This window comes from Vibrio navarrensis (assembly GCF_015767675.1).
In the GTDB taxonomy this organism is placed as follows: Bacteria; Pseudomonadota; Gammaproteobacteria; order Enterobacterales; family Vibrionaceae; genus Vibrio.
Genome location: NZ_CP065218.1, coordinates 742,358 through 766,680 on the forward strand (window position 1 = coordinate 742,358; position 24,323 = coordinate 766,680).

A 24,323-nucleotide genomic window follows, 5' to 3' on the forward strand; every position below is an offset into this window, starting at 1 on the left:
TTATGTTGTTGTCGCAAACCATCAAAGCACCGAAAGTGTCGGCCTCGTGGATTATCATGGGCTCAACACAACTGGCGCACAAACATTGGGTTACTGGCGGGGTTTTCCTCGCCATCCAATGCCTGTTTCTGCTCTACTTGCCGGATTTAGCGGCCGCACTCAAGGGCTTGGTATCACTGGGCGACGTGGCGCAAACTCGCCAAGGGTTTAAAGTGATTCAAGGAGACAACTCCATCTTTATGTTGGTGGAAGGGGTCATTGCCCTGCTGTTTCTTTTCTTAGCGATTACCGCCTACGTGGTTAACGTTCGTCAGGCGCAAGAGTGTCAGCCATGCCGTTTGAGCGTGCGCCAGCAACTTAAAGCCATCTACGACGACAAATTCGCCTTTATCGTGTTGTCACCGGCGTTTATCGCCAGCATCGCTTTCATCATCATGCCGATTGCGATCACCGTGTTGGTCTCGTTCACCAACTACTCAGCGCCGCACCATATTCCGCCGAAAAATCTGGTCGATTGGGTCGGTTTTAAAAACTTTCTGACGCTGTTTGAGCTGAGAATTTGGTCGAGCACCTTTGTCGGTGTCGCCACTTGGACGGTCATCTGGGCGATTGCCGCGACCATTTGCACTTGTGGTTTTGGTTTTATCCTCGCGCTGGCGCTGGAAAATCGCAACATCAAAGCGAAAAAACTATGGCGTTTTGTGTTTATTTTGCCCTATGCCATTCCTGCGTTCGTGACGCTGCTGATGTTCCGCCTGCTACTCAACGGTATTGGCCCAGTCAATGCCACACTCAATGCTTGGGGCTTTGAGTCGGTCGCTTTTCTCTCGGATCCACATTTAGCCAAGCTGACCGTGATTGCGGTGAGTGTTTGGGTCGGCGCGCCCTACTTTATGCTGCTGATTTCCGGCGCGTTGACCAATATTCCACGCGATCTGTATGAAGCGAGTGAAGTCGACGGCGCCAGCAAGTTCCAGCAATTTCGTGAAATCACCCTGCCGATGGTGTTGCATCAAGTCGCACCGTCGTTAGTGATGACCTTTGCCCATAACTTCAACAACTTCGGTGCGATTTTCTTGCTCACCGAAGGCGGGCCAATCAATCCGGAATACCGTTTTGCTGGCCATACCGACATTTTGATCACTTGGATTTACAAACTGACGCTCGACTTTCAGCAGTACCAAATCGCTTCGGTGATTTCGATTGTGATCTTCTTGTTCCTGTCGGTGATTGCTATCTGGCAATTCCGCCGCATGAAATCCTTTAAAGACGATGTGGGGATGTAACTATGAGTCGTGTATTAGAAAAACTGGGTACCGTAATCGTCTATTTGTTCCTCGCCGTCAACGCCATCCTGGTGCTTGGCCCGGTACTGTGGACAGTGCTGGCTTCGTTTAAACCGGGCAACAACCTGTTCAGCTCCTCGTTCGGCGAGTTCGCTTTTACCCTCGACCATTACAAAGCGCTGTTTACCGATACCCCGTATTTGGAGTGGTACAAAAACACCTTTATGCTCGCGACAGCCAATATGGTGATCTCTTTGGTGATTGTCACCATGACGGCATTTGTTTTCTCGCGCTACCGCTTTCAGGGCAAACGTAACGTGTTGATGAGCATTTTGGTGTTACAGATGTTTCCGGCCTTTCTCTCGATGACGGCGATATACATTCTGCTGTCAAAAATGGGCTTGATTGATACCTACATCGGCTTGCTGTTTGTCTACGTGACGGGCTCTCTGCCCTTTATGACTTGGCTGGTGAAAGGCTACTTTGACGCCATTCCTACCTCGCTGGATGAAGCAGCGAAAATCGACGGCGCCGGACACATGACCATCTTCCTTGAGATCATTTTGCCACTCGCCAAACCGATCTTAGTGTTTGTCGCCTTGGTCTCTTTTACCGGCCCTTGGATGGATTTCATCCTGCCGACGCTGATTTTACGCAGCGAAGAGAAGATGACGTTAGCCATCGGCATCTTCAGTTGGATCACCTCCAACTCAGCGGAAAACTTCACCCTGTTTGCCGCTGGCTCGCTACTGGTCGCCGTACCGATCACCTTGCTGTTTGTCGCCACTCAAAAACACATCACAACTGGCTTAGTCAGTGGCGCAGTAAAAGAATAAATATCAGGAACCTTTATGATTACTAGAAGCTCATTAACTCACTTGGCGAAAAGTGCGGACAGTTACGCCTACGACAACGACACTTTGCACATTCGCTTTCGCAGTGCCAAAGGCGAAGTTGACCGAGTGACACTGTGGATCGGCGACCCCTACACCTGGGCCGAAGGCGGCCTAGACGGTGGAAATTTAGGCGGCAGCGACGCGCACGGCTGGACAGGCGGGACTGAAGTGCCGATGCAGTTGGAAGGACAAAGCGAACATCATGATCACTGGTTCGCCCCGTTCGTGCCACCGAAAAAACGCACCCGCTACGGCTTTATTTTGCATGGCAAAGCGGGTGAGAAACTGCTGTTTGGCGAAAAACGTTGTGTGAACATTCAAGACGAGCGCACAGCCGAAATCGAACTGAGCAACTTAAGCAATTTCTTCTGCTTTCCCTACATCAACCCCAAAGATGTGTTGAAAACCCCACAATGGGTACGCAGCACCATCTGGTATCAGATTTTCCCGGAACGTTTTTACAACGGCCGTGCGGAGATCTCGCCTGCCAATGTGCAGCCGTGGGGCAGCACGCCCACCAGCGACAACTTCATGGGCGGCGATCTATGGGGCGTGATTGAAAAACTCGATTACTTGCAAGAACTCGGGGTCAATGGTCTCTATTTCTGCCCGATTTTCACCGCCAATGCCAACCACAAATACGACACGGTCGATTACTACAATGTCGACCCGCATTTTGGCGGCAACGAGGCATTCCGTGCTTTGGTTCAAGAAGCGCACCGTCGTGGCATGAAGGTGATGTTAGACGCGGTATTCAACCACATCGGCCATCAATCCCCACTGTGGTTGGATGTGGTGGAAAAAGGCGCTGAGTCTCGCTACGCCGATTGGTTCTGGATCAAGCAATTTCCGGTTTATCCAGACAAGCCCAAATCGGAGTGGGACTTTAGCAACCTCAATTACGAAACGTTCGGCAATGTGGCAGAAATGCCCAAACTCAATACCGAAAACCCAGAGTGCCGCGCCTACCTGTTGGATGTGGCGCGCCATTGGGTGCAAGAGTTTGATATCGACGGCTGGCGTTTAGACGTAGCCAACGAGGTCGACCACGAGTTCTGGCGTGATTTCCGCCGTTTGGTCAAAGGCATCAAGCCCGATTGCTACATTTTGGGCGAGATATGGCACGAAGGCATGCCGTGGCTGCGCGGCGATCAATACGACTCGCTGATGAACTATCCGCTGACACAGGCAATCACTGACTTCTTTGCCCTTGGCAACGACGACAAAACCAGCTTCATCAATGCGGTCACGCGCTCTTACCTTGCTTACCCGCGTAACGTCAATGAGGCGATGTTTAATCTGCTGGAAAGCCACGACACCACGCGCCTGTTGAGCCTGTGTGGCAACGACAAGCGCAAAGCGAAACTGGCGTATCTGTTTATGTTCACCCAAGTGGGCTCTCCGTGTATCTACTACGGCGGCGAAGTGGGCATGGACGGGCAAAAAGGCATGGGCCTAGAGCTAAACCGCAAATGCATGATTTGGGATGAGCAGCAGCAAGATCTCGAATTCAAAGCCTTTATGCAAAAGCTGATTCGACTTCGCCAAGCCTACCCGGAGTGCAACCTGCCTTACTTAGAGTGGATCGAGGTGGATCATCCACACGTGGTGGCTTTTCGCAAAGGCGCACTGCAAGTGGCCCTCAACAACAGCGACAGTGAAGCGCGCTGTCTTATCAACGGCACTGAGCTTGCTTTGCCCGCGTTTGGCTTTGAACTGCGTGATCTCACCACTGCGGAAGTGCTATGAAGCTGGGTCTTTCTGTCGATTCAGAATGGATCTGGGGGGTGCTCATCGATAACGATGGGCAGCCCCGTTATCGCAATCAGCTCAAAACGCCACTCAGCGCGCAGCAAACCGCTGAAGTCATCACTAGCATGGCGCTGAGCATGCAGCGCATGTTCGGCCCACTGACACTGGTCGGTATCAATCTCATGCCCGATTGCTGGCAAGGCGCACTCTCCAATGGCAAAGAGGTATTGACCGATTGGCTGACAACGCACCTCTCGGTGCCCTGCCAGTTGTTTAATCCGGCGGTGATCGCCTTAGCGCAAATCCCAAACCTGCCGCAAGGCAACGTTTTAAGCGCGGTATTGGATGACGGCTGCGAGCTGTACGTTACCGATCAGCTTTGCCGACGCGAACCGTATCGCCACGTGCTCGATTTAGGTTGGGCGCACAAACCGCTCAAAGGGTATCAAAGCTTAATTGACGGGCTGACACCGCTGTGCAACTGCGGCAGTGATGAGTGCATTCGTCAGTACTTGTCACGCAAGGGGATTGAGCGCCAATATCATCAGCTCTCTTTGCAACATCGCACCGCGCGCGACATCGTCTTTGGTGTTGATGACAACCACGCTTGGTCAACGCGCATCTATCGTATCTGGGTCGATCAGCTTGCCAGATCGCTCTCCGATGCGGTGTTTCGCTTCCAACCTAAGCTGCTGGTCTTAAGTGGCAGCTTGATCCTGCACCCTGATCTCGCCTTAACGCTCAAAAGCACTTTAAGCCGCTACTGCCAATTTGACGCCCTACCGGAAATTTTATGTCTGCACAACGATGAGTATCGTTTTGCCGAGGGCGCCGTCTCGATGTGCACCGTAAATTGTGCACAACCTTCTACATTCACTGCATGAGGAGTGGTAACCTTGACAGGAAAATTCGCGTGAATCATTACCGAGGAACCCCCGTGACCGAGCTGGTAACAAAACTGATGGACTTTGGCTTTACCAAGACCGATGCCTTGGTTTATATCAATTTACTCAAAAATGGCCGCGCCAGCGGTTATAAAATTGCCAAAGAGATTTCGCTCTCTCGCTCATCTGTCTATTCATCGATTGATAACTTGTACAAAAATGGCTGCATCTTTATGTCCGATGGTGAGACCAAAGAGTACGAGGCCAAATCGCCCGATTTGATTTTTAGCCAGATTGAGAAAAAAACCATAGAAAACATTCAGATCCTGAAAAAAGAGCTCTCACGCATGATGCTTCAGGAAGAGAAAGAGTTTATCTATAACGTCTCTGGTTTTGAAAACCTGCTGCAAAAAGCGCGCGAGATGCTGAACCTGGCGCAGATCGAAGTCTATCTCAATACCGATTTTCATCTCGACCTACTCGCCGATGAGATCTGCCACGCGATTGAACGTGGAGTACGCGTCATTGTTTTCTCTTTCAATCGCTTAACCTTGCCGCATCCGAAAGTCGAGCACTATTCGCGATCCGACAGCCCAGAGCAGCGTTATCCTTCACACCGCTTTATGCTGGTGGTGGACATGAAACAAGCGATGATGTTTTCACATCGCGAGGAGACGCAGGGGCTATTTTCCAACAACCGTTTGATGGTCAAAATGATGGCCGAACACATCCACAGTGATATCTATCTCACTGAGTATGAAAAGCTAGCGCCGGAAAAACGCTGTCGTATTGCCACCGTGCACGAGCTCGAAAACAATATGGTGGTGGATGATCGCTTAACCTTAAAAGCACAAAGCAAAGCCTAGGCAAGAAAAGTGCGGCGGGAAACGGATGTTCCGTCAATGGCGAATAGGTCAAAAAGCGTCCAAACCAAAACGCAGATAAAAAAAGAGCCAACCGCAAAAAGGTGCGATTGGCTTATGTATGGTGTGAACAATATATATCCACTAACAACGTCAGTTGGCTAGGTGACCCTCGGCTTAATAAGGGTCGAAAGAGATTATGCATGATTCATGCCAAGATTAAAAGCTTTATTTTTTCGCTAAATATCTCATATTATTCTCATTGACTGGATCTCTATTGCATTTTGCAGTTGCAAAATGCAAAAGCGCGCGCAAATAGCCATATTTATATCAAGGTGATGATTACTTACCCAATCGCCATTACTTTCTCAGCACCGGAAGATCGCGGCGGCGCGATTCAAAGTGATTGCATACTTTTTTGCCCTGAATCTGGTTATACTCCTCCACTCTGTTTTCTGACGGTTTATGAGCCATGAATTATTTATCCACGTTTCTCAAAGGGCTGGCCATGGGCGCCGCCGATGTGGTCCCGGGCGTTTCTGGGGGTACCATCGCTTTTATCACTGGTATTTACGACACCCTACTTGAAAGTATTCGCCGCATTAACCCGAGCATTTTTCGTTTATGGAAAGCCCAAGGCTTTACAGCCGCTTTTCAGCACATCAACGGTTTTTTCCTCATTGCGCTGTTCGGCGGCGTACTCACCAGTATCGCCACGCTGGCTAAGCTAATTACTTGGATGCTGGCCAATCACCCGATCCCGATTTGGTCGTTCTTTTTTGGCCTGATCCTCGTTTCCGTGTACCACATTCTCAGACAAGTTGAACGCAAAGATGTGACGCGTTTTGCTCTGCTATTATTCGGCATCGTTTTCGCCTACAGCATCACGGTGCTCAAACCACTGCATCTTGAACCGACGTCGCTCAATGTCCTGTTAGCAGGCGCGATTGCCATCTGCGCAATGATCTTACCGGGCATTTCTGGCAGCTTTATTTTGCTGCTGATCGGCATGTACGCGCCTGTGCTCGGCGCGGTCAAAAACGTGCAGCTTGATATTCTCGGACTGTTTCTCGCCGGATGTGTCGCGGGCTTGCTGACGTTTTCTCATGTGCTCTCTTGGCTGTTACGCCGCTTTCGCGATTTCACCTTGATGTTTCTCACCGGATTGATGATCGGCACACTACCGAAAATTTGGCCATGGAAAGAGACCATCAGTTGGCGCCTCAACTCCAAAGGTGAGCAAGTGCCTCTGGTGCAACATAATCTCTCTCCATTCGAGTTTGAAAGTCTGACCTCGCAACCTTCGCAGTTAGGCTTGGCCATCATCATGGCCTTGCTGGCGTTTGTCTTGGTACTGGGGCTGGAGAAGTTTGCCGAAGCCAATCAAAAAACGCATTAACATTTCGCGCACGCTTTGGCGCTATGTCAAAGTCAGAAGTTGCCCTGTTTGAATAGACAAACCCCACCGATTTTGGTGGGGTTTGTTTTTAGGCCGATAGAATGAGTGAAGCGTTAGTTACGCAGCTTCTCAAACACCGCCACAGACCACGCAGGCACAGAGAGTTTGCCCTCGGTCACTGACGCCACTTGATCTTGGTTTTTCGCCAAAGAATCATTGCCAGCGGCAGCTTGAATGGCATGCAGGCTGTAACCTGTCGCATCAAAGTGAGCGAAGCTGCTCAATGCGCTTGGTGAAGCGTTCACCACCACCACTAAGCCATCACGAGTTGCATCCACTTTCGCGTCGTACAGCTCACCGCTGTTATCCACGCTCATCACAATCAGACCCGGGGTTTGATCCGCGCCAGTGTTGTGGAACTTAACTCGTTTGATGATTTCGCTGCCTTTGCCTAAGGTCAACAAGCCAGAGGATGCACGCAGCGCCGCCAGTTCATTGAAGAACTTGTCCATGTTGCCGATGTCTGTTGCGGTTGGCATGGCGCGATCACTCGAACCTGTGATGACATCGCTAATGATGCCCCAGTTGCTGCCATCTTTATCTTCACGTGGCAAGCCAACATTCCAGTTGTTGTCTTGTTTGGTGAAATCAACACGGTTGTACCAGTCACCCGAATCGTACGAGTCGCGCTGCATCGATTTAGAACGAAGCAGCTCACTGCCCATGTGGATAAACGGAATCCCCTGTCCCAGCACCGCCGTTGACAGGCTGACCGCCTGCATGCGAGTACGATCAGCAGACGTCACGTCGTACGCAATCTTGTACTGGTTGTTGTCCCACAATGTTTGGTTGTCATGCTTAGAGACGTAGTTTTGAATTTCCCACGCATCTTGCGCATAACCAGCCGGTTGGCCGTTGTAGTCCAGCTCACCACCTGTAATCGCTTTGCCTGTGCTGTCGGTAAATGGGAATTCTTTCAGGTTGCCCGCCATACCAAGGCGAGTGAGATCCGCCAAGTGCAGCGCGGTTTTCTTCAGCTCTGCGGTTTGAGTATTTTTGTCATTCACTTGTACGTAAATACCGTTACCAAAACCTTGGTTCGAACGCAGGGTCGCTTCACCATCAAATGGGCCTCCACCGCGAACGGCGTCGCGCAGACGGTCAGAGAAAGAGCCGATGCCCGTGCCGCCTAAGTTCGGCTGTGTCGCTTGCTTGAACATGCGATCATTGCCTACTTCACCAAAGTTCCACCCTTCACCGTAGAAGTAAACGTGTGGATCGACCGCTTGCGCCGCCGCGAGGGTTTGCTGCATTTGCGCCAGTGGGTGATGTCCCATCAAATCCCAGCGGAAGGCATCAATCTTGTACTCTTTCACCCAAGTGGCGATCGAATCGTCGATCAATTTGCCGAACATTTTGTTCTCAGGAGCGGTGTTTGAGCAGCAGGTGGATTGCTCCACCGCGCCAGAGAATTCGTTCAAGCGCTGGTAATACCAAGGCACAATGCGATCGAGAACCGACTTGGAAGAGACGCCCGATTCGTTGGTGTGGTTGTACACCACATCCATCACGACGTTCATACCGACATCCTGTTTCACCGCCATCACCATCTCACGGAACTCTTTGATGCGCGTCATGCCCTCGGCGTCAGAGGAGTAAGAGCCTTCTGGCACCGTGTAGTGGTATGGATCGTAACCCCAGTTGAATGAGTCAACATTACGAACATGGCTGTTGAGGCGCTGAACCACCGCATTGTCTTTGCTGTCGGCCTTTGACAGAGTGTCAAACACCGCGGCGATGGTTTCATCTCCGGCGCAGTAGCCGCCAAAGTCTTTGTCATCTTTCACGCTAGCGTCGAGTTCACACAATTTGGCGAACTTAGCGTTGATATCGGCCACTTTGCTTGGATCTTCGTTGATGGTCGCGATGTCAAAGGTAGGCAACAGATGCAAATGAGTAACACCCGATTTCGCCAGATTCTTCAAATGCTCAACAGGCGCGCTACCACTTTGAGTAAAGGCTTTGTATTTGCCACGGTTCGCTTCAATGGTTGAACTGTCTAGCGCAGAGAAATCACGAATGTGCGCTTCGTACAAGACAAAGCTGGCTGGGTTATCTTGCGCGTGCGGCGCGGCAAGCGCATCCCAACCCGACGGTTTCAGCTCGGCATTTTCCAGATCCACCACTTGGCTGTATTCCGAGTTCATCGACAAGCTCAATGAATACGGGTCGGTCACTTGATAGGTTTCCACTTCGTCGGTTGCAGGGTGGTAAACCGTCACTTCGTAGCGGTAGAAATCACCGTGTTTTAACGCTGTGTTTTCTGCTACCCAAGCACCGCTACTGGCGTCAAAGCTCATTGCAATTGCGCTTTGTGCCTGTTTATCTGCGCTGTAAGGGATCAGTTTGACGCTTTGCGCGGTCGGTGCCCACAAACGGAACGTGGTGCTGCTGTCTTGGTTGATGATCGCGCCATAGCTTAGCTTGGTCGCGCTATCCGCGTATAATGCGTCCAGTGCGCTGGCTGGCTGCACTTCGGTCGCCTTGATAACGCCTGTCGCGTCGCTAGCCACCACCATTAGCTGACCTTTCAACAGATCTTTCAGCGCGAGACCTTCGCCGCTAAAGTCCATCTCAAAACCGATAAAATCATTTTTCAAATGGGGTTTAGCGCTGGCCCAATCGCCGCTTGCCACTTTGCTCGACGTCACCTGTTTGGTGGCGCCAGTGACTTTTTTAGTCGCGCTGTCAAACGCGAGTTCGCCGCTTTGTGAATAGTAGAGCGTGACGCTGGTTGCGTCTTTGGCATTGACTAGGATGACTTTATCATCGGCAAAAATCGCGCTCGCGCCCGCCAGTTCCACTTGTGCCACTGGTTTTTGCGCCAAAGCGGTGTAGTAAACCTTATCGGTGCCTTTGAAAACAAACGCCACATTGCCAATCACCGTGGTTTTATCAAACTCAAACTTCAAGTTCGCGGTTTGGTAATCGCCATTCGATTTGTTGTTTGGAATGATATTGAGACAGCTGTCGGTACCGGTGACAGGCAAGTCCCAATACGGGCCATACACCTCACTCACGCCCGTCGGCTCAATGCCAGGCCAACTGGTATTGGTTGAGCCATAGTTTTTACACGTGTCGTCATTCCACACATGCAAGCGGAACGCACTTTGGTCGCCATCTGGCGTGTTCATGTAAACGCGCGCCGTGTTTGCAGGAATGTCCGAGGTCGGGATCAGCTCAGGATAAACCGCCTTGACGCCTTCTTGGGTAAACACCGCGTTGCTTTTGCCTGTTTGCGTCAGATCGAGCTTGGCATCGAAGTCGCCCAACGGTTTGTTGCCATCAATGCGCGGAATAAAGTTGATACACTGAGTCGCATCTTCACGGACGTCGAGATCCCAGTAAGCACCGAGCTTATCGTCTACCCCTTTTGGCGCTATGCCTGTTCCCCAGTCGTTGGCATTGGGATCGGTTTCGGCGTAGCTATTGCAGTTGTCATTGTTCCATACATACAGCGAAGCTTTGTCGTAAGCAGAGGTATCGGCCGCTGCCACTGCGCTATTCGCTTTATAGTAAACACGCGCCGTTTTGCTGGGTTCAGGTTGTTGCGGGGTGCTGCTGTCGCTGTTTGAAGAGTTACAGCCAGCAACGATCGATGTGGCCAACAGAGGTAAGATGGCTTTCGCCACCATTGATAAATTAAAAGGTTGTATGTTCACGTTCTATATCCATATGCGTAATTATAAAAAGCCCAGTTATGCTAAGGATTTCGTTTGCCAGCAAAATGTGAGAAAACTCAGTAAAGATTTTTGTCGTTAATAATTAATGCAATGCGGCTATCGGGATCACGAAAAGTAGAAGGAGAGGTCGTGAAATACTGCACATTTTTAGGGCGTAGAAAGGGGGAGGAAAAGGCGCTTTTGTGAGCTAGGTACGGAGGATGCCATTCTGCATGAAATTTCGCCACTCTCACCCAGTGCGGGTTAAATCACATATTTCATTGATGTTAATTTCTGTATAAAAATAACCTTTCCTGTTACTCAAGGAAAAAGCGCATTCCGCACCCAAATGAAAAACAAACCAGATAAAGAGAAAAGCGGAGAGTAAAAGAGGAGTTTCTTGAGGAAGAACGGCACAGGTTATCAAGCCCTCCCCAAACCAGTGTCTGGGGAAGGCTAAGGCTTGTGATTACAGCGCCATATCGACGGTGATGTAGTAAGAGCGGCCAATCTCACTTTCTTGATAATCTTGGCTTTCCGCTTGAAGATTTTTGTCTAGGAAGTTGGTGATGCCTGCTTTTACCGTCCAATCATGGTTGATGCGATAGCTGGCACCAAGGTTGGCGATCACATACGGGTCAAACCAGATGTTCTCACCGAGGCTATAACTGTAGCCCAACTGTTTCCCCGTGTAGTTAGCTGAAGCAAACAGAGTGAGATCCGTGCTTGCGTCCCAGTTCAGCGTAACGCTCGCCAACCATGACGGTACGTTTTCCAAATCCAACCCCGTCGCTTTCACTTCGGTTTTGGTGTATGTGGCATTCGCGTTGAGATAGAGGGTATCGCTGATATCCAGATCGCCTTCCAGCTCTAAACCTTTCGACTCAACATCGTCTTCAATGTTCTGGTAGGTAATAAAGCCTGTCGCACGTGTTGAGGTGTCTCGGTCAATCATATTTTCAATCTGGTTTGCAAACACAGTGCCCTGAACAAACCAGCTATCACCACGGTAACTAGAGGTGAACTCAACAGTTTTTGAGCTCTCCGGCTTGAGGTCGGGATTGCCCGTCAGGTAGCAAGCACCGCCACAACTGACCAGAGTGAAATCTTTCGATGATTGGTAAATAGAAGGCGTTTTAAAACCTTCCGCATAGCCCCCTTTGAGGGTCAAACGATCGCTTGGGGTATACACCAAGTACGCTCTTGGGGTGAAATCACTGCCAAAATTGTTGTTGTGGGTTAAGCGGCCACTCAGCGTTGCTGACAAGGTATCACTCAAAGTGATCTGATCTTGCAAGAACAGCGCACTTTGCGTCAGCGATTGGCTGTCATTGTAATCTCGGTCGATGTCGATTGAGGTGTAAAGAACATCAAAGCCAGTGGTAATCAATTGTCCATCGATGGCCGTGATGCCAAACTTAGCATCCAGTGAGTGGTTTTGCTGTTTCGCATTGGCAACCTCTAACAGAGGGTGCGTGTTGTCATCATGGATTTTCGAGTTTTCGTACAAATAGTTGATGTTGTCATTACCCCAACTCCACTCTCCTTGATGGCCCAACGAGGTGGTGTACTTTTTACCGTTGGTGATGTCATCATCCGACGAACTGTTTCTATCGGTGTCGGGATAGGTACGCTTATCTTCCAGATAGCTGATGTCCCATAGGATTTTGTTATTTTCATTTACAAGCCAAGTCAATGCCGCTTGGATACCTTTACGTTCCTGCTCTGCGTTGCCGGAGAAGTTATTCCCAGCATGCACATCGTCAGGGAACCAAGCATCTTGCTGGCTCACTTCTGCTGCCACAGAGTAAAGCAGTTTGTCAGGTCGTGCGCTACCACTGACCCAAACGTTGCCTTTGGTCATAGCGCCATCCCCCTCTTCGGGGTGCGAATAAGAGAGGCTGGCGTTAACACGCGTCTCTTCCGTTGGCTGTTTGAGGATAACGTTCACTACTCCGCCGAGCGCATCACTGCCATAAAGCGACGACATCGGCCCGCGGATCACTTCAATGCGATCAATGGCGCTAATCGGAATGCTGGAGAAATCAAAACCGGCACCGCGTACCATCGTCTCACTGGAATTGATACGACGGCCATTGACCAGCAACAAGGTAAAGTTGTCCCGTGCGGTATTGTTGTTCTTCAAACCACGAATAATGATATTCGGCTCGCTACCAGAACTGCGCACCACATGCACACCGGGGACACTTTCGAGTGCGCTGGCCACATCATTCACTGGCTTGCGGTTGAGATCCTCACTGGTGATCACGCTAATGGTCGCTGGCGCTTCGCGCAACGAGGTTTGGTTGGTGGTCGCGGTCACCACCATAACATCCACGTCAGAACTATGCGTTGTATCCGCCAAAACAGGGAGGGAGAAAACCGCCAACGTAATTGCGTAACTGAGTGCTGATTTTTTCATTCTCTTTTTCATTCCTTTTTATCCTGGTTAAAAAACTGGGCTAAACCTTGTGCCAACATGACGCGCCAACTGAAGTAGTCATGGCCACCGGCTACCTGTTCAAAGACCACGGAGTAACCTTTCTCTTTCAGCACTTTGTGCAGCTTTTGGTTGGTTTTCAGTATGTTTGCCGAATCCGGGCTGACTTCGAACACGCCCGCGTTCATGTAAATGTCGATATCTTTGCGCTCGCTAAGCGCGAACTGCTGCGTCAACCACTCGCTGCTGTGCGGGCTTTCTCCCCACCAAAACGAACCTGATTGACTGAGCACTTTGCCAAAGGCATCGGGGCGGCGAAAAGCAATCGCCATTGAGGCCAAGCCACCGAAGCTTGAGCCTGAAAGAATGGTCTCTTCCGCCTTGGGGCAAATGCCATGCACCTGACACAACCACGGCTTGAACTCGTTGGCCATGAAATCGGCAAAGCGATCGTTGGGAGTCAGCTCTTGAGCACGTAAGCTGGGAAGCGGGTTATTGATAAACACCGCTCGCAGTGGCGGTATTTTTTTCTGCGCAATTAAGTTGTCCAACATGGTCGGTACAGAGGCGCGCCCCAGATAAGCATCCCCATCGAACAAAATAAGCAGCGGTGAGGCTGGCGTCACCGCATAGCGGGCGTGGGGTTGATAGAGGTGGATGGTGCGGCGATTATTCAGCATCGCACTGTCGTAGCTAAACGTCGTCACTTGGCCAGTTAGGTTGCCCTGTGGCCGGGTTATCTCATCGCTCAGCGCTTTCGGTAACGTCACGGTGGAAGCAGTAGAAAACAGCGTATCGTCTTGCGCAAAAGGCGCGTTGTGATTAAGAGGATCGGGCCCTGCTGTTGCAAGCACCGCGCGGCGCTGCTCGCGCCACGCATCTTGAGATTCGTCACTCACAATTTGTGGCACATTGGGCGCTAAACGATAAGAAAGGCGGGTTTGTGCTGGCACCACATAGCTTTTGTACCAGATAGTGCTATTGGCTAAACGGGCTAAGTGCACATGGCCATCGTACGGGCTGCCGAGCAAACGAACGTTGTCTGCTTCACCGCGCCAAAGAAATGTGAGGAGCATTTGCTCATCATCAATCGGCTCGATCAGGGGTGTCCCTGCTTGTTCTATTCGCTGCCAGAAGCGCGACTCAGCATCGGCGTTGCTGGCCACAATCGCATCGTGCGTCTTCTGAAGCAACGAGCTGAGCAACGGATGTTGTGGTAATACACGTTGATCAGACTTTAGGGCCAACTTGTTCAAATTAAGCGAAATGTGAGCATTTTGCTGCGCAAACGGCTGGATCTCTATCTGATAGCGCCCTGCCTTATCCGCCAGCCAGAAGATCTCTGCTTCTTTCTGCCCAGCGCTGAGCAGTTGTTTCACCACTTGGCCTTGCTGATCGACAATCGAGGCAGACTGTAGTGGCGCATCACTGGTGAGTGTGCCGCGAAAATAGGTTTGCGACTCAGTGAGCACAGGCTGGTGCGTGGTTTGCTCGATGTCAAACTCTTGCTGCCAAGTTTGGGGCAAAGGTGACGTGGCTGAAAGCGCTAGCAGAAATACCGGGGACAACACAACGACTCTCCTTGATGCAAATAATAACAATTATCATTTGTATTTTGGCGCATTATACTGATTTGGTTCATTAGGTAAAGTGATGTTTTCGATTGGTTTTATTCGCGACTCTGCTATAGGGGTTCATCCGGAAAATCGATACCTGAATGGCTTTTCTGATACCATATCGCCAAAAATAGCCAGTTAATGTCAACTTCACTTCTTTACCATCGCTTTGGAATACGCGGCCCTTTCCATTATTGCTCTACAGAGTTTGATGGTGACGCGACCATCTTTCACGTAGCACACAATCCTCATATTAAATGTCCATCATGTCGTAGTCGTGATGTCATAAAAAAAAGGAGGTAAGGTTCGCCGTTTCATCGCTACGCCAATCGGCACTAGCCCCTGTTACATCCAGATAGCAAACCAGCGGATTGAATGCCGAGCTTGTAATACACTCGGGTATTTGCCGCTTAACTTTGTTCCTCGTCCCAAAGTGCGTTACACAAAGGGCTTTGAACAGTATGTTCTCTCGCTGTCAGCATTGAACGTCACCATCAATGCCATTGCCAAGCTATGTGGTGTCTGTTGGGATACAGTGAAAGATATTCAGAAGCATTACCTGCAAAAGCGATACTCTCAACCTTGTCTTAAAAACGTCACTCACATTGGAATTGATGAGATTTACTGTGGCTCAAAAAGTGGCTTCATGACGGTTGTGATTGATATGAAGACAAGTGCCGTCATTTATACAGAGAAAGGAAAGAAGGCCGAAAGCCTTGACGGTTTTTGGAAACGGAAGCTGCGTTGTAAAAAGCCGATTGAAGCCGTCGCCACCGATATGGGACAGGCATACATCTCTTCGGTAAAACAGCACGCCCCGAAGGCGAAGTTGGTCATTGACCGTTTCCACGTGGTGAAGCGTTTTAATGAAAAGCTGACAGAGTTCAGGCGTGAACTACAAAATTCGATGAGTAACAAAAATGACGCTCAATACCTTAAGAATACTCGTTGGTTATTGGTAAGTAATCCCGATAGGTTAGATGAGCAAGGCCAAGCGAGATTGGAGCGAGCACTCGCAGCCAATCAGCCCTTAGCGGTGGTTTATTATTTAAAAGAGAAGTTAAGAATGCTGTGGTCGCAGCCATCAAAGATAGAGGGTGAGAGATGGCTAGAAAGCTGGATAGATGAAGCGAACCACTCAGGCATTGTGATGCTAGAGAAGTTTACTAAGACCCTGAGGAAGCATAAGGATGGGATATTGGCATTTTATGATGAAAGGATGAATAGTGGTCGAGTAGAGGGTGTGAACAACCGAATAAAGACGCTGAACAAAGTCGCCTATGGGTATCGTGATTGGGAATTTTTTGAGTTAAAAATCAAAGCCAGTCATGAGGCGAAGTATCGATTTTCCGGATGAACCGCTATAGGGATACAAAGTACTAAAGACGACGCAAAAAAATCCCCAAGCATGGCTCGGGGATGAAAAGGTTTGAGCAAAGTGGCATCAAGCGCCGCTCATATCATTCTGCGCAGATTAACGCTGAGCTTTTTGTGCTTCTGATTCACATACTGCGGCCGTAAAGATCACGTCAGTTGAGCTGTTGAGCGCCGTTTCCGCTGAATCTTGGATAACACCGATGATAAAGCCGACCGCGACCACTTGCATTGCAATGTCGTTGGAAATCCCGAACAGGCCACACGCCAGCGGGATCAAAAGCAGCGATCCCCCCGCAACACCAGATGCGCCACACGCCGACACCGCCGCCACAACGCTGAGCAGGATTGCGGTCATCAGATCCACTTCAATACCCATGGTGTGTACCGCAGCCAGAGTCAGTGTTGTGATGGTAATAGCAGCACCGGCCATGTTGATGGTCGCACCTAGTGGAATCGATACCGAGTAGGTGTCTTCATCCAGTTTTAGCTTTTCACACAAAGCCATGTTGACTGGAATGTTAGCCGCACTAGAACGGGTAAAGAAAGCCGTTACGCCACTTTCACGCAGACACTGGAACACTAACGGGTATGGGTTTTGTTTGGTTTTTACGTAAACCATCGCTGGGTTAACCACCAGTGCAATGATCGCCATCGCGCTCAGCAGTACCACTAACAGGTGTGCGTAACCGGCCAACGCGTCAAAGCCCGTAGTCGCGAAAGTAGACGCAACGAGGCCGAAAATACCGAACGGCGCCAAACGGATGATGAAACGCACAATGTGTGAAACGCTGTGGCTGAGATCTTCAAACACCGCTTTGGTGGTCGCTGAGGCATGATGCAGTGCCAAACCAAGGCCCACACCCCAAGCCAAGATACCAATATAGTTGGCATTAGTTAGCGCGTTAACTGGGTTATCCACCAGCTTGAACAGCAGGGTTTTAATTACTTCCAGAATACCTTGCGGCGGGTTCGCCCCTTCCGCACCCGTCACTAGGGTCAGTGTCGTTGGAAACATGAAGCTCAAGACAACGGCTATCAGAGCAGCAAAGAAGGTTCCCGCCAGGTACATCACCACGATTGGGCGCATATGGGTATGTTGATTTTTCTTTTGATTGGCGATGGAAGCGGCGACAAGGATAAAGACCAAAATTGGGGCGATCGCTTTCAACGCACCGACGAATAAGCTCCCGAGCAAGCCTACACTTTCGGCTGAGCTTGGTGAGACGACGGCAAGTGAGATCCCAAGGACGATACCGACTAGGATCTGTAGCACGAGGTTGCCACGGGCAAATCGCGCTATAAGACTGTTATGTTGCATACATCATTCCTGCATTTATCAGAATTATGGTGGTTTGATTATTCATTTTATAGAACTAAGCGAAATTCAGCATAGTTGTGCTGAATGGTACCTATAGTAACGAGGGAATATTTTGTGTCTAGTTTTAGTTTATTTCTGGGCTGATTGTTTGTGCAAAGTTGTGATGGGTGGTTAAAAGTGTTGTAAAGATGTTATAAGCAAGAGAAAGAAGAATAAAATAATAGCCAAAGTAGTTTTGCTAACCACTTTGGCTATAAGAGGATGCGTTGTCAGTTAACTCAATAAGGCGCTTTTAATTTTTTCTTATCGCTGAGTACGTTACGATGCATTTTTCCTATTTGCTTCAATCGATTCCTTTGCTCAGCGAAGGTTGACGCATTGTAAGCCTGCTCTTTTTGCAGTTTGAGGTAGTTTTGATAGCGTCTTAGCTCTAATGTGCCATTTTCTATCGCTTTTTGTACCGCACACCCCGGCTCTTGCTGGTGTCGACAATCACTAAAACGGCAGCGCTCTGCCAAACTTTCAATTTCGGCAAAGGTCTCACTGACCCCTTCACCGCAATCAGCCAGTTGCAGCTCACGCATTCCGGGCGTATCAATAATGATGCCGCCACCGGCTATCAGATGCACCGAACGCGCTGTGGTGGTGTGTCGACCTTTGCTGTCGTCTTCACGAATCCCGCCCGTTTGTTGCGTTTCATCACCCAGTAGCGAGTTGGTCAAGGTTGATTTTCCGACCCCGGATGAGCCGAGAAACGCCACAGTGCGGCCCGTCGTGCACCACGGTCTTAACACGTCAACACTATGGCTGTCGAGTGCGTTGACCGCTTCAACCAGCAAAGTCGCGCTTAACTGCTTCACTTGTTGGATACGCGCTTCGGCATCAACACAAAGATCTGCTTTGGTGAGCACCACCACCGGCTCAATGTGTGCTTCCTTGGCGACGCTAAGGTAACGCTCAATGCGGCTGAGGTTGAAATCATCATTGAGCGAGCAGACGATAAACAGCGTATCGACATTGGCCGCAATCAATTGCTCCTCAACTTTGCTGCCCGCCGCTTTACGGCTCAATTCACTCTGGCGTTCCAGCAACCGTTTGAACTGATGTTGCGTATCGACCAACAGCCAATCGCCAACGGTCATTTTGGGCTGCGCATGATGAATAGCTAAATGAAAACTGCCCTGCTCACAAGCCAGTTGATACCCGCTACGATGATGAGCAAGCACACGGCAAATCAGCGTGTCGTCGTAGTCGTCCAGTGTCAGTTGTTGTTGAAAAAAAGGTTTCCAGCCAAGTTGAGCAAGTGTTGCTGGCTGAAGTGGATTACTTGTTTTGTTCATTGCGAATCTTCCCGGTGCACAAAAGCACCTGACTAAATCATTAGGATTCAGGGTGTAATTCGTTCGTTACGATAGAATGACCCCGGTTTTACCGGGCAAACAAGAAGGGATGGGGAGAAGTCGCTCGTTGCGATAAAAAGGTTTGTGAACGGACTTTCCGTTAACCCAACAATGCCCTTTGAAGTTGGTTAGTGACAATCATCAGAATTCCTCCAGTGTGTTTTAGACAGTGGCAGTATAGGCGCACAAAAGAAAAAGGAGCGACTGTTGCCACTCCTTTGTGTGATTTATATCACATTAATGATTGGCGTGCTTCATGCCTGCCATCACTTTTTTCACTGGTGCGGTGAAGGTTTGTTTCTCACCAGTGGCGAACGTGACGGTCACTTCTATCTCACTGCCCTCTTTCAGTGGCTGTGCAAGATCAAACAGCATGATGTGCAAACTGCCCGGTTTAAGTTCCGTCTTGCCATTGGCAGGAACCTCAATGCCTTCAATCTGGCGCATCTGCATCACATCGCCTTGTTTGATCACATCATGCAGTTCCACTTTTCCCGCCGCCGGAGTGCTAGCCGCAACAATGGTTTGCGCTTGCGCGCTATTGTTAACCAGTTCGACAAACACTGCGCTGTTGACCGCCCCCGGTGCCATGGCGCGCGCATAAGGATGGTGGAACATAACATCACTGGCGTGTGCGAGCGGGCTAAGCAGCAGTGCGCCAATCATCAAAGCTTTCAGTTTCATTTTATTGTCCTTGTGTAGTGGTTTTAATTGCATCCACAACCGGTGCAGGCGTTAAGGTGTGCGGCACTTTGGTGATCAAGGTGCCGTCAGGCTTCAAAAAATAAAAATAGGAGCTATGGTCTAGGGTGTACTTGAGTTGTGAATCTTTCAGCTCGGTTTTACGAAAAATAACTCCATAGCGATTAGCCAGCGATTTGGTGATATCGAGTGGCGCAGACAGACCCTCAATCATGGGGTGGAAGTAGTGGGCGTACTCAGCGGAAGCCTTGGCACCATCTCGCTCAGGGTCGAGAGAGATAAACAGCGGGCGCAACTTGGCTTTGGTGGCATCATCCAGTTGATTGAGCGCGCCAGCGAGCATCGCAAGCGAGGTTGGACAAACATCCGGACAGCGAGTGAAACCAAAATAAGCGATGCGAATGCGTGGATCATTCTGGTCAAAAATATCGACTGGCTGCTCGTTTTCGCCAAACAAAATCGGCTGCTCGGCACTTTGTGCGGGCTTAGGGGCAACTTTCTGCTGCTGATCAAAATAGCTTTTTACGCCAAAACCTAATACAAAAGCCACCACTAAAATTAGTGACCAATTTCTACTCATCGTTGCATCCTCATCGCGGGGTAAAGGGTATGTTGTCCGTCACTCAGTTCCCCCGCCCAGGTCATTGAGTCTGACGTACACACAGGCAGCACTAACTCGCCCACATAGTGGCCGGGAGAAACTTGCTGCAAAATGTATTTTGGATTGCCCATCTCCATTTCCACCCCCGTCAAGCTCAGTACCAGTTGTTTGGCACTGCTCTGCGGCCAATCAACGGTGAGCGTGGCCGCGGCAAGCGGTTGCAGCGTGTCAACGCTTAGCGTCATGGACGCTTGCTGCTGCTGACAAAGCTCAGTGGACAATAGGCAATAATCGGCGAGATCGACGCTTCTATGCTCAGTAGAGAAATAGCTGGCAACATCTTGGGCAAAATAGCCACCAGCCAGAGCCAGCATCAGTGCGACGAATTTGAGAAAGTTGTTCATTGGCATTCCGGGAAGATAAACCGTGCTCGCATCCTAACACAAAACCGCTCAAGGCACTGTTTAAGCAGTGAAAATTGTGCGTCACTGCCTCCACTTTTCTTGGTCGAAAAGGTGTGTATGAGGCAGAGCAGGAAAGGCTATTTTTGATATAGGGTCGAAAGCAGCTCAGGATTAACGCCAAAACCCGTTTTATGCTCTTCAATCACCACTTCGCTGCGAGTTTGAATCACTCCCGGCAAGGTGCCTAGTTTACTCGACATAAACTCCTGATAGGCCTTCATACTTTTCACTCGCACCTTAATCATGGTGTCGAAGTCACCCGAGAGGGAATAACACTCTTCGATTTCCGGCATATCCGCCACCGCTTTGGCAAATTTGTCGAAAATAGAAAAACTGGTTTGATCGAGGCGAATATGAATAAACACTTGCACATCCAGCCCTAACTTTTCCGCATTGAGCTCAGCATGGTAGCCTTTGATGTAGCCCTCTTTTTCTAGGCGTTTAACCCGCTCAGAACAAGGTGAGGTGGTGAGATTGACTATTTTCGCCAGCTCCACCACGGGCAGACGCCCCTTCAGATGCAGTATCCGCAATATGTGTAAGTCGATGCGATCGAGTTGGTAACCTGGCATCTTTAAGTCCTTTTTTCTTTTTTGTCAGTTTTTCTCTTTTTTGTCAGTGTAATCGCCAAGCGCTTTGATCAGCAACCGTCGGCGCCACGGTTGCACATGCCGATTAAAAACAATCCACGCAAAAAGCCCAAGCGGAGAGGCTCAGGCGAGTAAGTGACAAAGTATCGGTACGAATTTAAATGTGTTGCACAACGGAGGGCGCTGGGCTCTTCTTCACTGGCGCGACGTTTTTCTGGTTGCAGTAGCGACAAAAATGCTGCGGCTCCATCTCGTAGTAGTGCTCACCCGAGACGAATTTGGCCATCAATTGAGTAAAGCTCAAGATCCTTCCGGTAAAACTTTCTACTGGCTGTGACTCACAACGACACATGATAACCTTGTGCGCGGTTGTCTTTTTACAAGCTGAGCAGTAAATTTCCGGCATGACCTTTCCTCCGATGTCTGACCACTAGTTAATGAAAGTGACCTATTCTGTGCAAAAATTTCCCACATGAAAAAAGATACTTTTAATTTTTGTGGTACAGATTCAAAATTTATTGTTGATTTTATCGAAAGTGAGAAGCGTATCGGCAAACTATGTTCGTCAGCTCTCACTTTGTCACGTAGCGAGTATAACGTTCAACGTATTGCTTGTGTTAAGCGCATGACAGAATAGCGACAATTTAGTCATTTTCTTTCAACAAGAAAAAACCCCGCACAGCGAACTGAGCGGGGTCTGACTATTTACAATGTAAATCGAGCGGGGGCTTAGTCTAGCTCAACCAGTTTCTGTTCGAACTGTTTGTGCTGATCAACCACATTCTTCGCAGGGCCGCCGGTCAGTTTGCTGACAATTACAATCGCCGCAGTCGAAAGAATAATGCCAGGGACAATTTCGTACACATCGAACCAGCCACCAGAAAGCTGTTTCCACACCACGATCGTCACGCCGCCTAAAACAATCCCCGCCAACGCGCCATTGCGGTTCATCCCTTGCCAATACAGGCTGAGCACCACCGCAGGGCCAAAGGCCGCACCAAAGCCTGCCCACGCATAGGACACCAGACCCAATACAGAGCTGTCTGGCGTCATCGCCAAGAACAGCGCCACCACCGAAATAACGATCACACCGATTCGGCCAACCATGACGATCTCTTCAGAAGAGGCGTTTGGCTTGAAGACTTGTTTGTAGAAATCTTCCGCTAAGGCTGAAGAAGAAACCAACAGCTGCGAGTCCGCCGTACTCATGACGGCCGCCAGAATGGCTGCCAGCAAGATGCCCGCAATCACTGGATGGAACACGGTATTGACCAGCAACATGAAGATTTTCTCGCCATCGGCCAGTTCAGTGCCTGGGTGGCCATTGACCCACACCAAACCCACAAGGCCAACCAGAATCGCGCCGCCCATCGAAAGCGCAGTCCAACCCACAGCGATACGACGTGCCGTGACCAGTTCACGGTTTGAACGTGTGGCTTTAAAGCGCGCCAGAATGTGTGGCTGACCGAAATAACCTAGGCCCCACGCAACCAGTGAAATAATGGCAATCGCAGAGAGCGGTTCCCCTTTTACGTCATGCCAAAGGGTTAACAGCTCAGGGTTGATGTTGTGCATGTCGCTCGCCAACTGGCCAAAACCGCCTTCCATCACCGCCACTGGAACGATCATCAGCGCCGCAGCCATCAGTAGGCCTTGCACTAAGTCAGTCCACGATACCGCGAGGAAGCCACCAAATAAGGTGTACGATACGACACACACAGTGCCGACAATCACCGCGATGCTGTAGTCTAAACCAAATACCGTTTCAAACAGTTTGCCCCCTGCGACCAAGCCAGAGCTGGTGTAGAAGAGGAAGAACAGAAGAATGAAGAACGCAGAGATTGTCTGAATCAGTTTTGATTTATCATCAAAACGACGAGATAAGAATTCAGGCAAAGTGAGAGCGTCTGTTTGAATACTGTATGTACGCAGACGTTTGGCATTAACCAGCCAGTTCGCCCAAGTACCGACAAGCAGGCCACCCGCGAGCCATAGAGACTCGATACCCGCCGCATATGCATAACCCGGTAAACCAAGCAGCAACCAACCACTCATGTCTGACGCACCCGCCGACAGTGCTGCTGGCCACGGCCCAAGGCTGCGCCCTCCCAAGAAATAGTCACTCGAACTAGACGTCTTTTTATAAGCGTAAATCCCTATAGCGACCATAAGAATTAAATAGGCAACAAACGTGCCCGTAATAGCAAAGCTATTCTCTATCATTAGATAGTCCTCATTAGAATAGTAATCCTTCCCTGTTTCCCCCCAAACGGCTTGGGGGGAGTGGAGAAAGGTTAGTGAGTATCGTTCCCCAACTCGAGCAGAGTTGCGTTACCACCCACAGCGGTAATATTTATGGTACGCGTGCGCTCGGTAATAAAGCGCAGCGAGAGATGCGGATCGTTTGCTACGTTCAACGTTGCCGGATCCGTTGCAGACACTAAACCAACGATCGCCCCGTTGCGTTTAGCCAGTTGCAGGTTAAGCTCACGCTCAACCGAAGTATGCCCAACATAACCGACACTGCGTACATCACGCTCAATCAACTGCTGAGCAGCATCATAAGCCACCATCTGTACTAGGTTTGATGGAAAAGGCGTTTGTTCAAGGGCACTGCTGAGCAAGCCATTGAACGTTTGGTTATCACTGCACACAATCACACTGTTTCCAGCGATCAGCGTACAGGTCACCAGAGCAAACGCGCTATACAGAGCCGCCTCTTGGTCGCTTTGCTCATTTTCAACGATCACCAGCGCGACGCCACGGCCAGCGGTGTACAACTCGTTGGTTTCTCCGGTTGGCCCAACCAGAAGATGGGCCTCCGCCAAAAGTGAAGCCGCTTGCTGCAAGTGGTACGACACCACTTTCGCCAGCGTAGAATGCTTCGCTTCCAGCGCGTTTTTAAATGCCAGCAAGTGCTCGCATTTGTAATCAAAATTGGTCAGATTCCACTGTTCCCACGCTGAGAATGCATCCGCAAAACTTGTTACTTGATGAACCATGTTGTGACTCC

The 24,323-nt window shown here is 49.9% G+C and carries 20 protein-coding genes; 8 read left to right on the top strand and 12 right to left on the bottom strand.

The window, feature by feature from the left end:
- The first annotated feature begins 2 nt into the window (after positions 1-2).
- The 6 genes from I3X05_RS19975 to I3X05_RS20000 all read left to right on the top strand — a co-directional run bounded on the left by I3X05_RS19975 (position 3) and on the right by I3X05_RS20000 (position 7,080).
- Positions 3-1,286: a carbohydrate ABC transporter permease gene (locus tag I3X05_RS19975; protein ID WP_045570020.1), complete on the top strand. Its 1,284-nt coding sequence runs from the start codon at positions 3-5 to the stop codon at positions 1,284-1,286.
- Positions 1,287-1,288: 2 nt separating this feature from the next.
- Positions 1,289-2,122 carry a sugar ABC transporter permease gene (locus I3X05_RS19980; protein WP_045570021.1) on the top strand — a complete coding sequence of 278 codons (834 nt, stop codon included), beginning with the start codon at positions 1,289-1,291 and terminating at the stop codon, positions 2,120-2,122.
- A 15-nt stretch (positions 2,123-2,137) separates the two neighbouring features.
- Positions 2,138-3,931: a glycoside hydrolase family 13 protein gene (locus tag I3X05_RS19985; RefSeq protein ID WP_193166732.1), complete on the top strand. Its 1,794-nt coding sequence runs from the start codon at positions 2,138-2,140 to the stop codon at positions 3,929-3,931.
- Entirely contained in the window at positions 3,928-4,818 is an 891-nt protein-coding gene (locus I3X05_RS19990) for an ROK family protein (RefSeq protein WP_045570023.1), read from the top strand. Before I3X05_RS19985 ends, I3X05_RS19990 begins: the two co-directional genes overlap by 4 nt.
- 53 nt (positions 4,819-4,871) lie before the next feature.
- A complete protein-coding gene (locus I3X05_RS19995) occupies positions 4,872-5,684 on the top strand; it encodes a TrmB family transcriptional regulator (RefSeq protein ID WP_045570024.1) in 813 nt (270 codons plus the stop codon).
- A 469-nt stretch (positions 5,685-6,153) separates the two neighbouring features.
- Positions 6,154-7,080 carry a DUF368 domain-containing protein gene (locus I3X05_RS20000; RefSeq protein WP_193166730.1) on the top strand — a complete coding sequence of 309 codons (927 nt, stop codon included), beginning with the start codon at positions 6,154-6,156 and terminating at the stop codon, positions 7,078-7,080.
- Between the two features lie 113 nt (positions 7,081-7,193).
- Here I3X05_RS20000 and pulA read toward each other — a convergent pair whose 3' ends face one another.
- The 3 genes from pulA to fes all read right to left on the bottom strand — a co-directional run bounded on the left by pulA (position 7,194) and on the right by fes (position 14,813).
- Positions 7,194-10,802: a pullulanase-type alpha-1,6-glucosidase gene (pulA, locus tag I3X05_RS20005; protein ID WP_193166729.1), complete on the bottom strand. Its 3,609-nt coding sequence runs from the start codon at positions 10,800-10,802 to the stop codon at positions 7,194-7,196.
- Between the two features lie 469 nt (positions 10,803-11,271).
- On the bottom strand, positions 11,272-13,224 hold the full coding sequence (locus I3X05_RS20010) for a TonB-dependent receptor plug domain-containing protein (RefSeq protein ID WP_337971209.1): 1,953 nt from the start codon (positions 13,222-13,224) through the stop codon (positions 11,272-11,274).
- 8 nt (positions 13,225-13,232) lie between these two features.
- Positions 13,233-14,813, bottom strand: coding sequence for an enterochelin esterase (fes, locus tag I3X05_RS20015; protein ID WP_052702536.1), 1,581 nt, complete (start codon positions 14,811-14,813; stop codon positions 13,233-13,235).
- Positions 14,814-15,213: 400 nt separating this feature from the next.
- On the opposite strand from fes, the gene I3X05_RS20020 reads away from it, so the two are divergent.
- Complete coding sequence (locus tag I3X05_RS20020; RefSeq protein ID WP_337971166.1) at positions 15,214-16,215, top strand: ISL3 family transposase; 1,002 nt, start codon at positions 15,214-15,216, stop codon at positions 16,213-16,215.
- Positions 16,216-16,332: 117 nt separating this feature from the next.
- Here I3X05_RS20020 and sstT read toward each other — a convergent pair whose 3' ends face one another.
- The 7 genes from sstT to I3X05_RS20055 form a co-directional block, all read right to left on the bottom strand.
- Entirely contained in the window at positions 16,333-17,553 is a 1,221-nt protein-coding gene (sstT, locus tag I3X05_RS20025; protein ID WP_045571431.1) for a serine/threonine transporter SstT, read from the bottom strand.
- A 278-nt stretch (positions 17,554-17,831) separates the two neighbouring features.
- Complete coding sequence (rsgA, locus tag I3X05_RS20030) at positions 17,832-18,893, bottom strand: ribosome small subunit-dependent GTPase A (RefSeq protein WP_045571430.1); 1,062 nt, start codon at positions 18,891-18,893, stop codon at positions 17,832-17,834.
- 297 nt (positions 18,894-19,190) lie between these two features.
- On the bottom strand, positions 19,191-19,637 hold the full coding sequence (locus I3X05_RS20035) for a copper chaperone PCu(A)C (RefSeq protein ID WP_045571429.1): 447 nt from the start codon (positions 19,635-19,637) through the stop codon (positions 19,191-19,193).
- Between the two features lies 1 nt (position 19,638).
- Positions 19,639-20,235: an SCO family protein gene (locus I3X05_RS20040; RefSeq protein ID WP_193166727.1), complete on the bottom strand. Its 597-nt coding sequence runs from the start codon at positions 20,233-20,235 to the stop codon at positions 19,639-19,641.
- Complete coding sequence (locus I3X05_RS20045) at positions 20,232-20,660, bottom strand: hypothetical protein (protein ID WP_337971210.1); 429 nt, start codon at positions 20,658-20,660, stop codon at positions 20,232-20,234. The genes I3X05_RS20040 and I3X05_RS20045 overlap by 4 nt, the downstream gene beginning before the upstream one ends.
- Positions 20,661-20,797: 137 nt before the next feature.
- The gene (locus tag I3X05_RS20050; protein WP_039426589.1) at positions 20,798-21,292 is read right to left on the bottom strand and encodes an Lrp/AsnC family transcriptional regulator; all 495 of its coding nucleotides are present in this window, start codon (positions 21,290-21,292) and stop codon (positions 20,798-20,800) included.
- A gap of 175 nt (positions 21,293-21,467) precedes the next feature.
- Positions 21,468-21,716 carry a hypothetical protein gene (locus tag I3X05_RS20055; RefSeq protein ID WP_193184833.1) on the bottom strand — a complete coding sequence of 83 codons (249 nt, stop codon included), beginning with the start codon at positions 21,714-21,716 and terminating at the stop codon, positions 21,468-21,470.
- A gap of 66 nt (positions 21,717-21,782) precedes the next feature.
- Here I3X05_RS20055 and I3X05_RS20060 point away from each other — a divergent pair, with 66 nt between their 5' ends.
- Positions 21,783-21,947: a hypothetical protein gene (locus I3X05_RS20060; protein ID WP_171816749.1), complete on the top strand. Its 165-nt coding sequence runs from the start codon at positions 21,783-21,785 to the stop codon at positions 21,945-21,947.
- Positions 21,948-22,039: 92 nt separating this feature from the next.
- Here I3X05_RS20060 and putP read toward each other — a convergent pair whose 3' ends face one another.
- A complete protein-coding gene (gene putP / locus I3X05_RS20065) occupies positions 22,040-23,533 on the bottom strand; it encodes a sodium/proline symporter PutP (protein ID WP_193166725.1) in 1,494 nt (497 codons plus the stop codon).
- A 71-nt stretch (positions 23,534-23,604) separates the two neighbouring features.
- Entirely contained in the window at positions 23,605-24,312 is a 708-nt protein-coding gene (locus I3X05_RS20070) for a 1-pyrroline-5-carboxylate dehydrogenase (RefSeq protein ID WP_045571426.1), read from the bottom strand.
- Between the last annotated feature and the right edge of the window lie 11 nt (positions 24,313-24,323).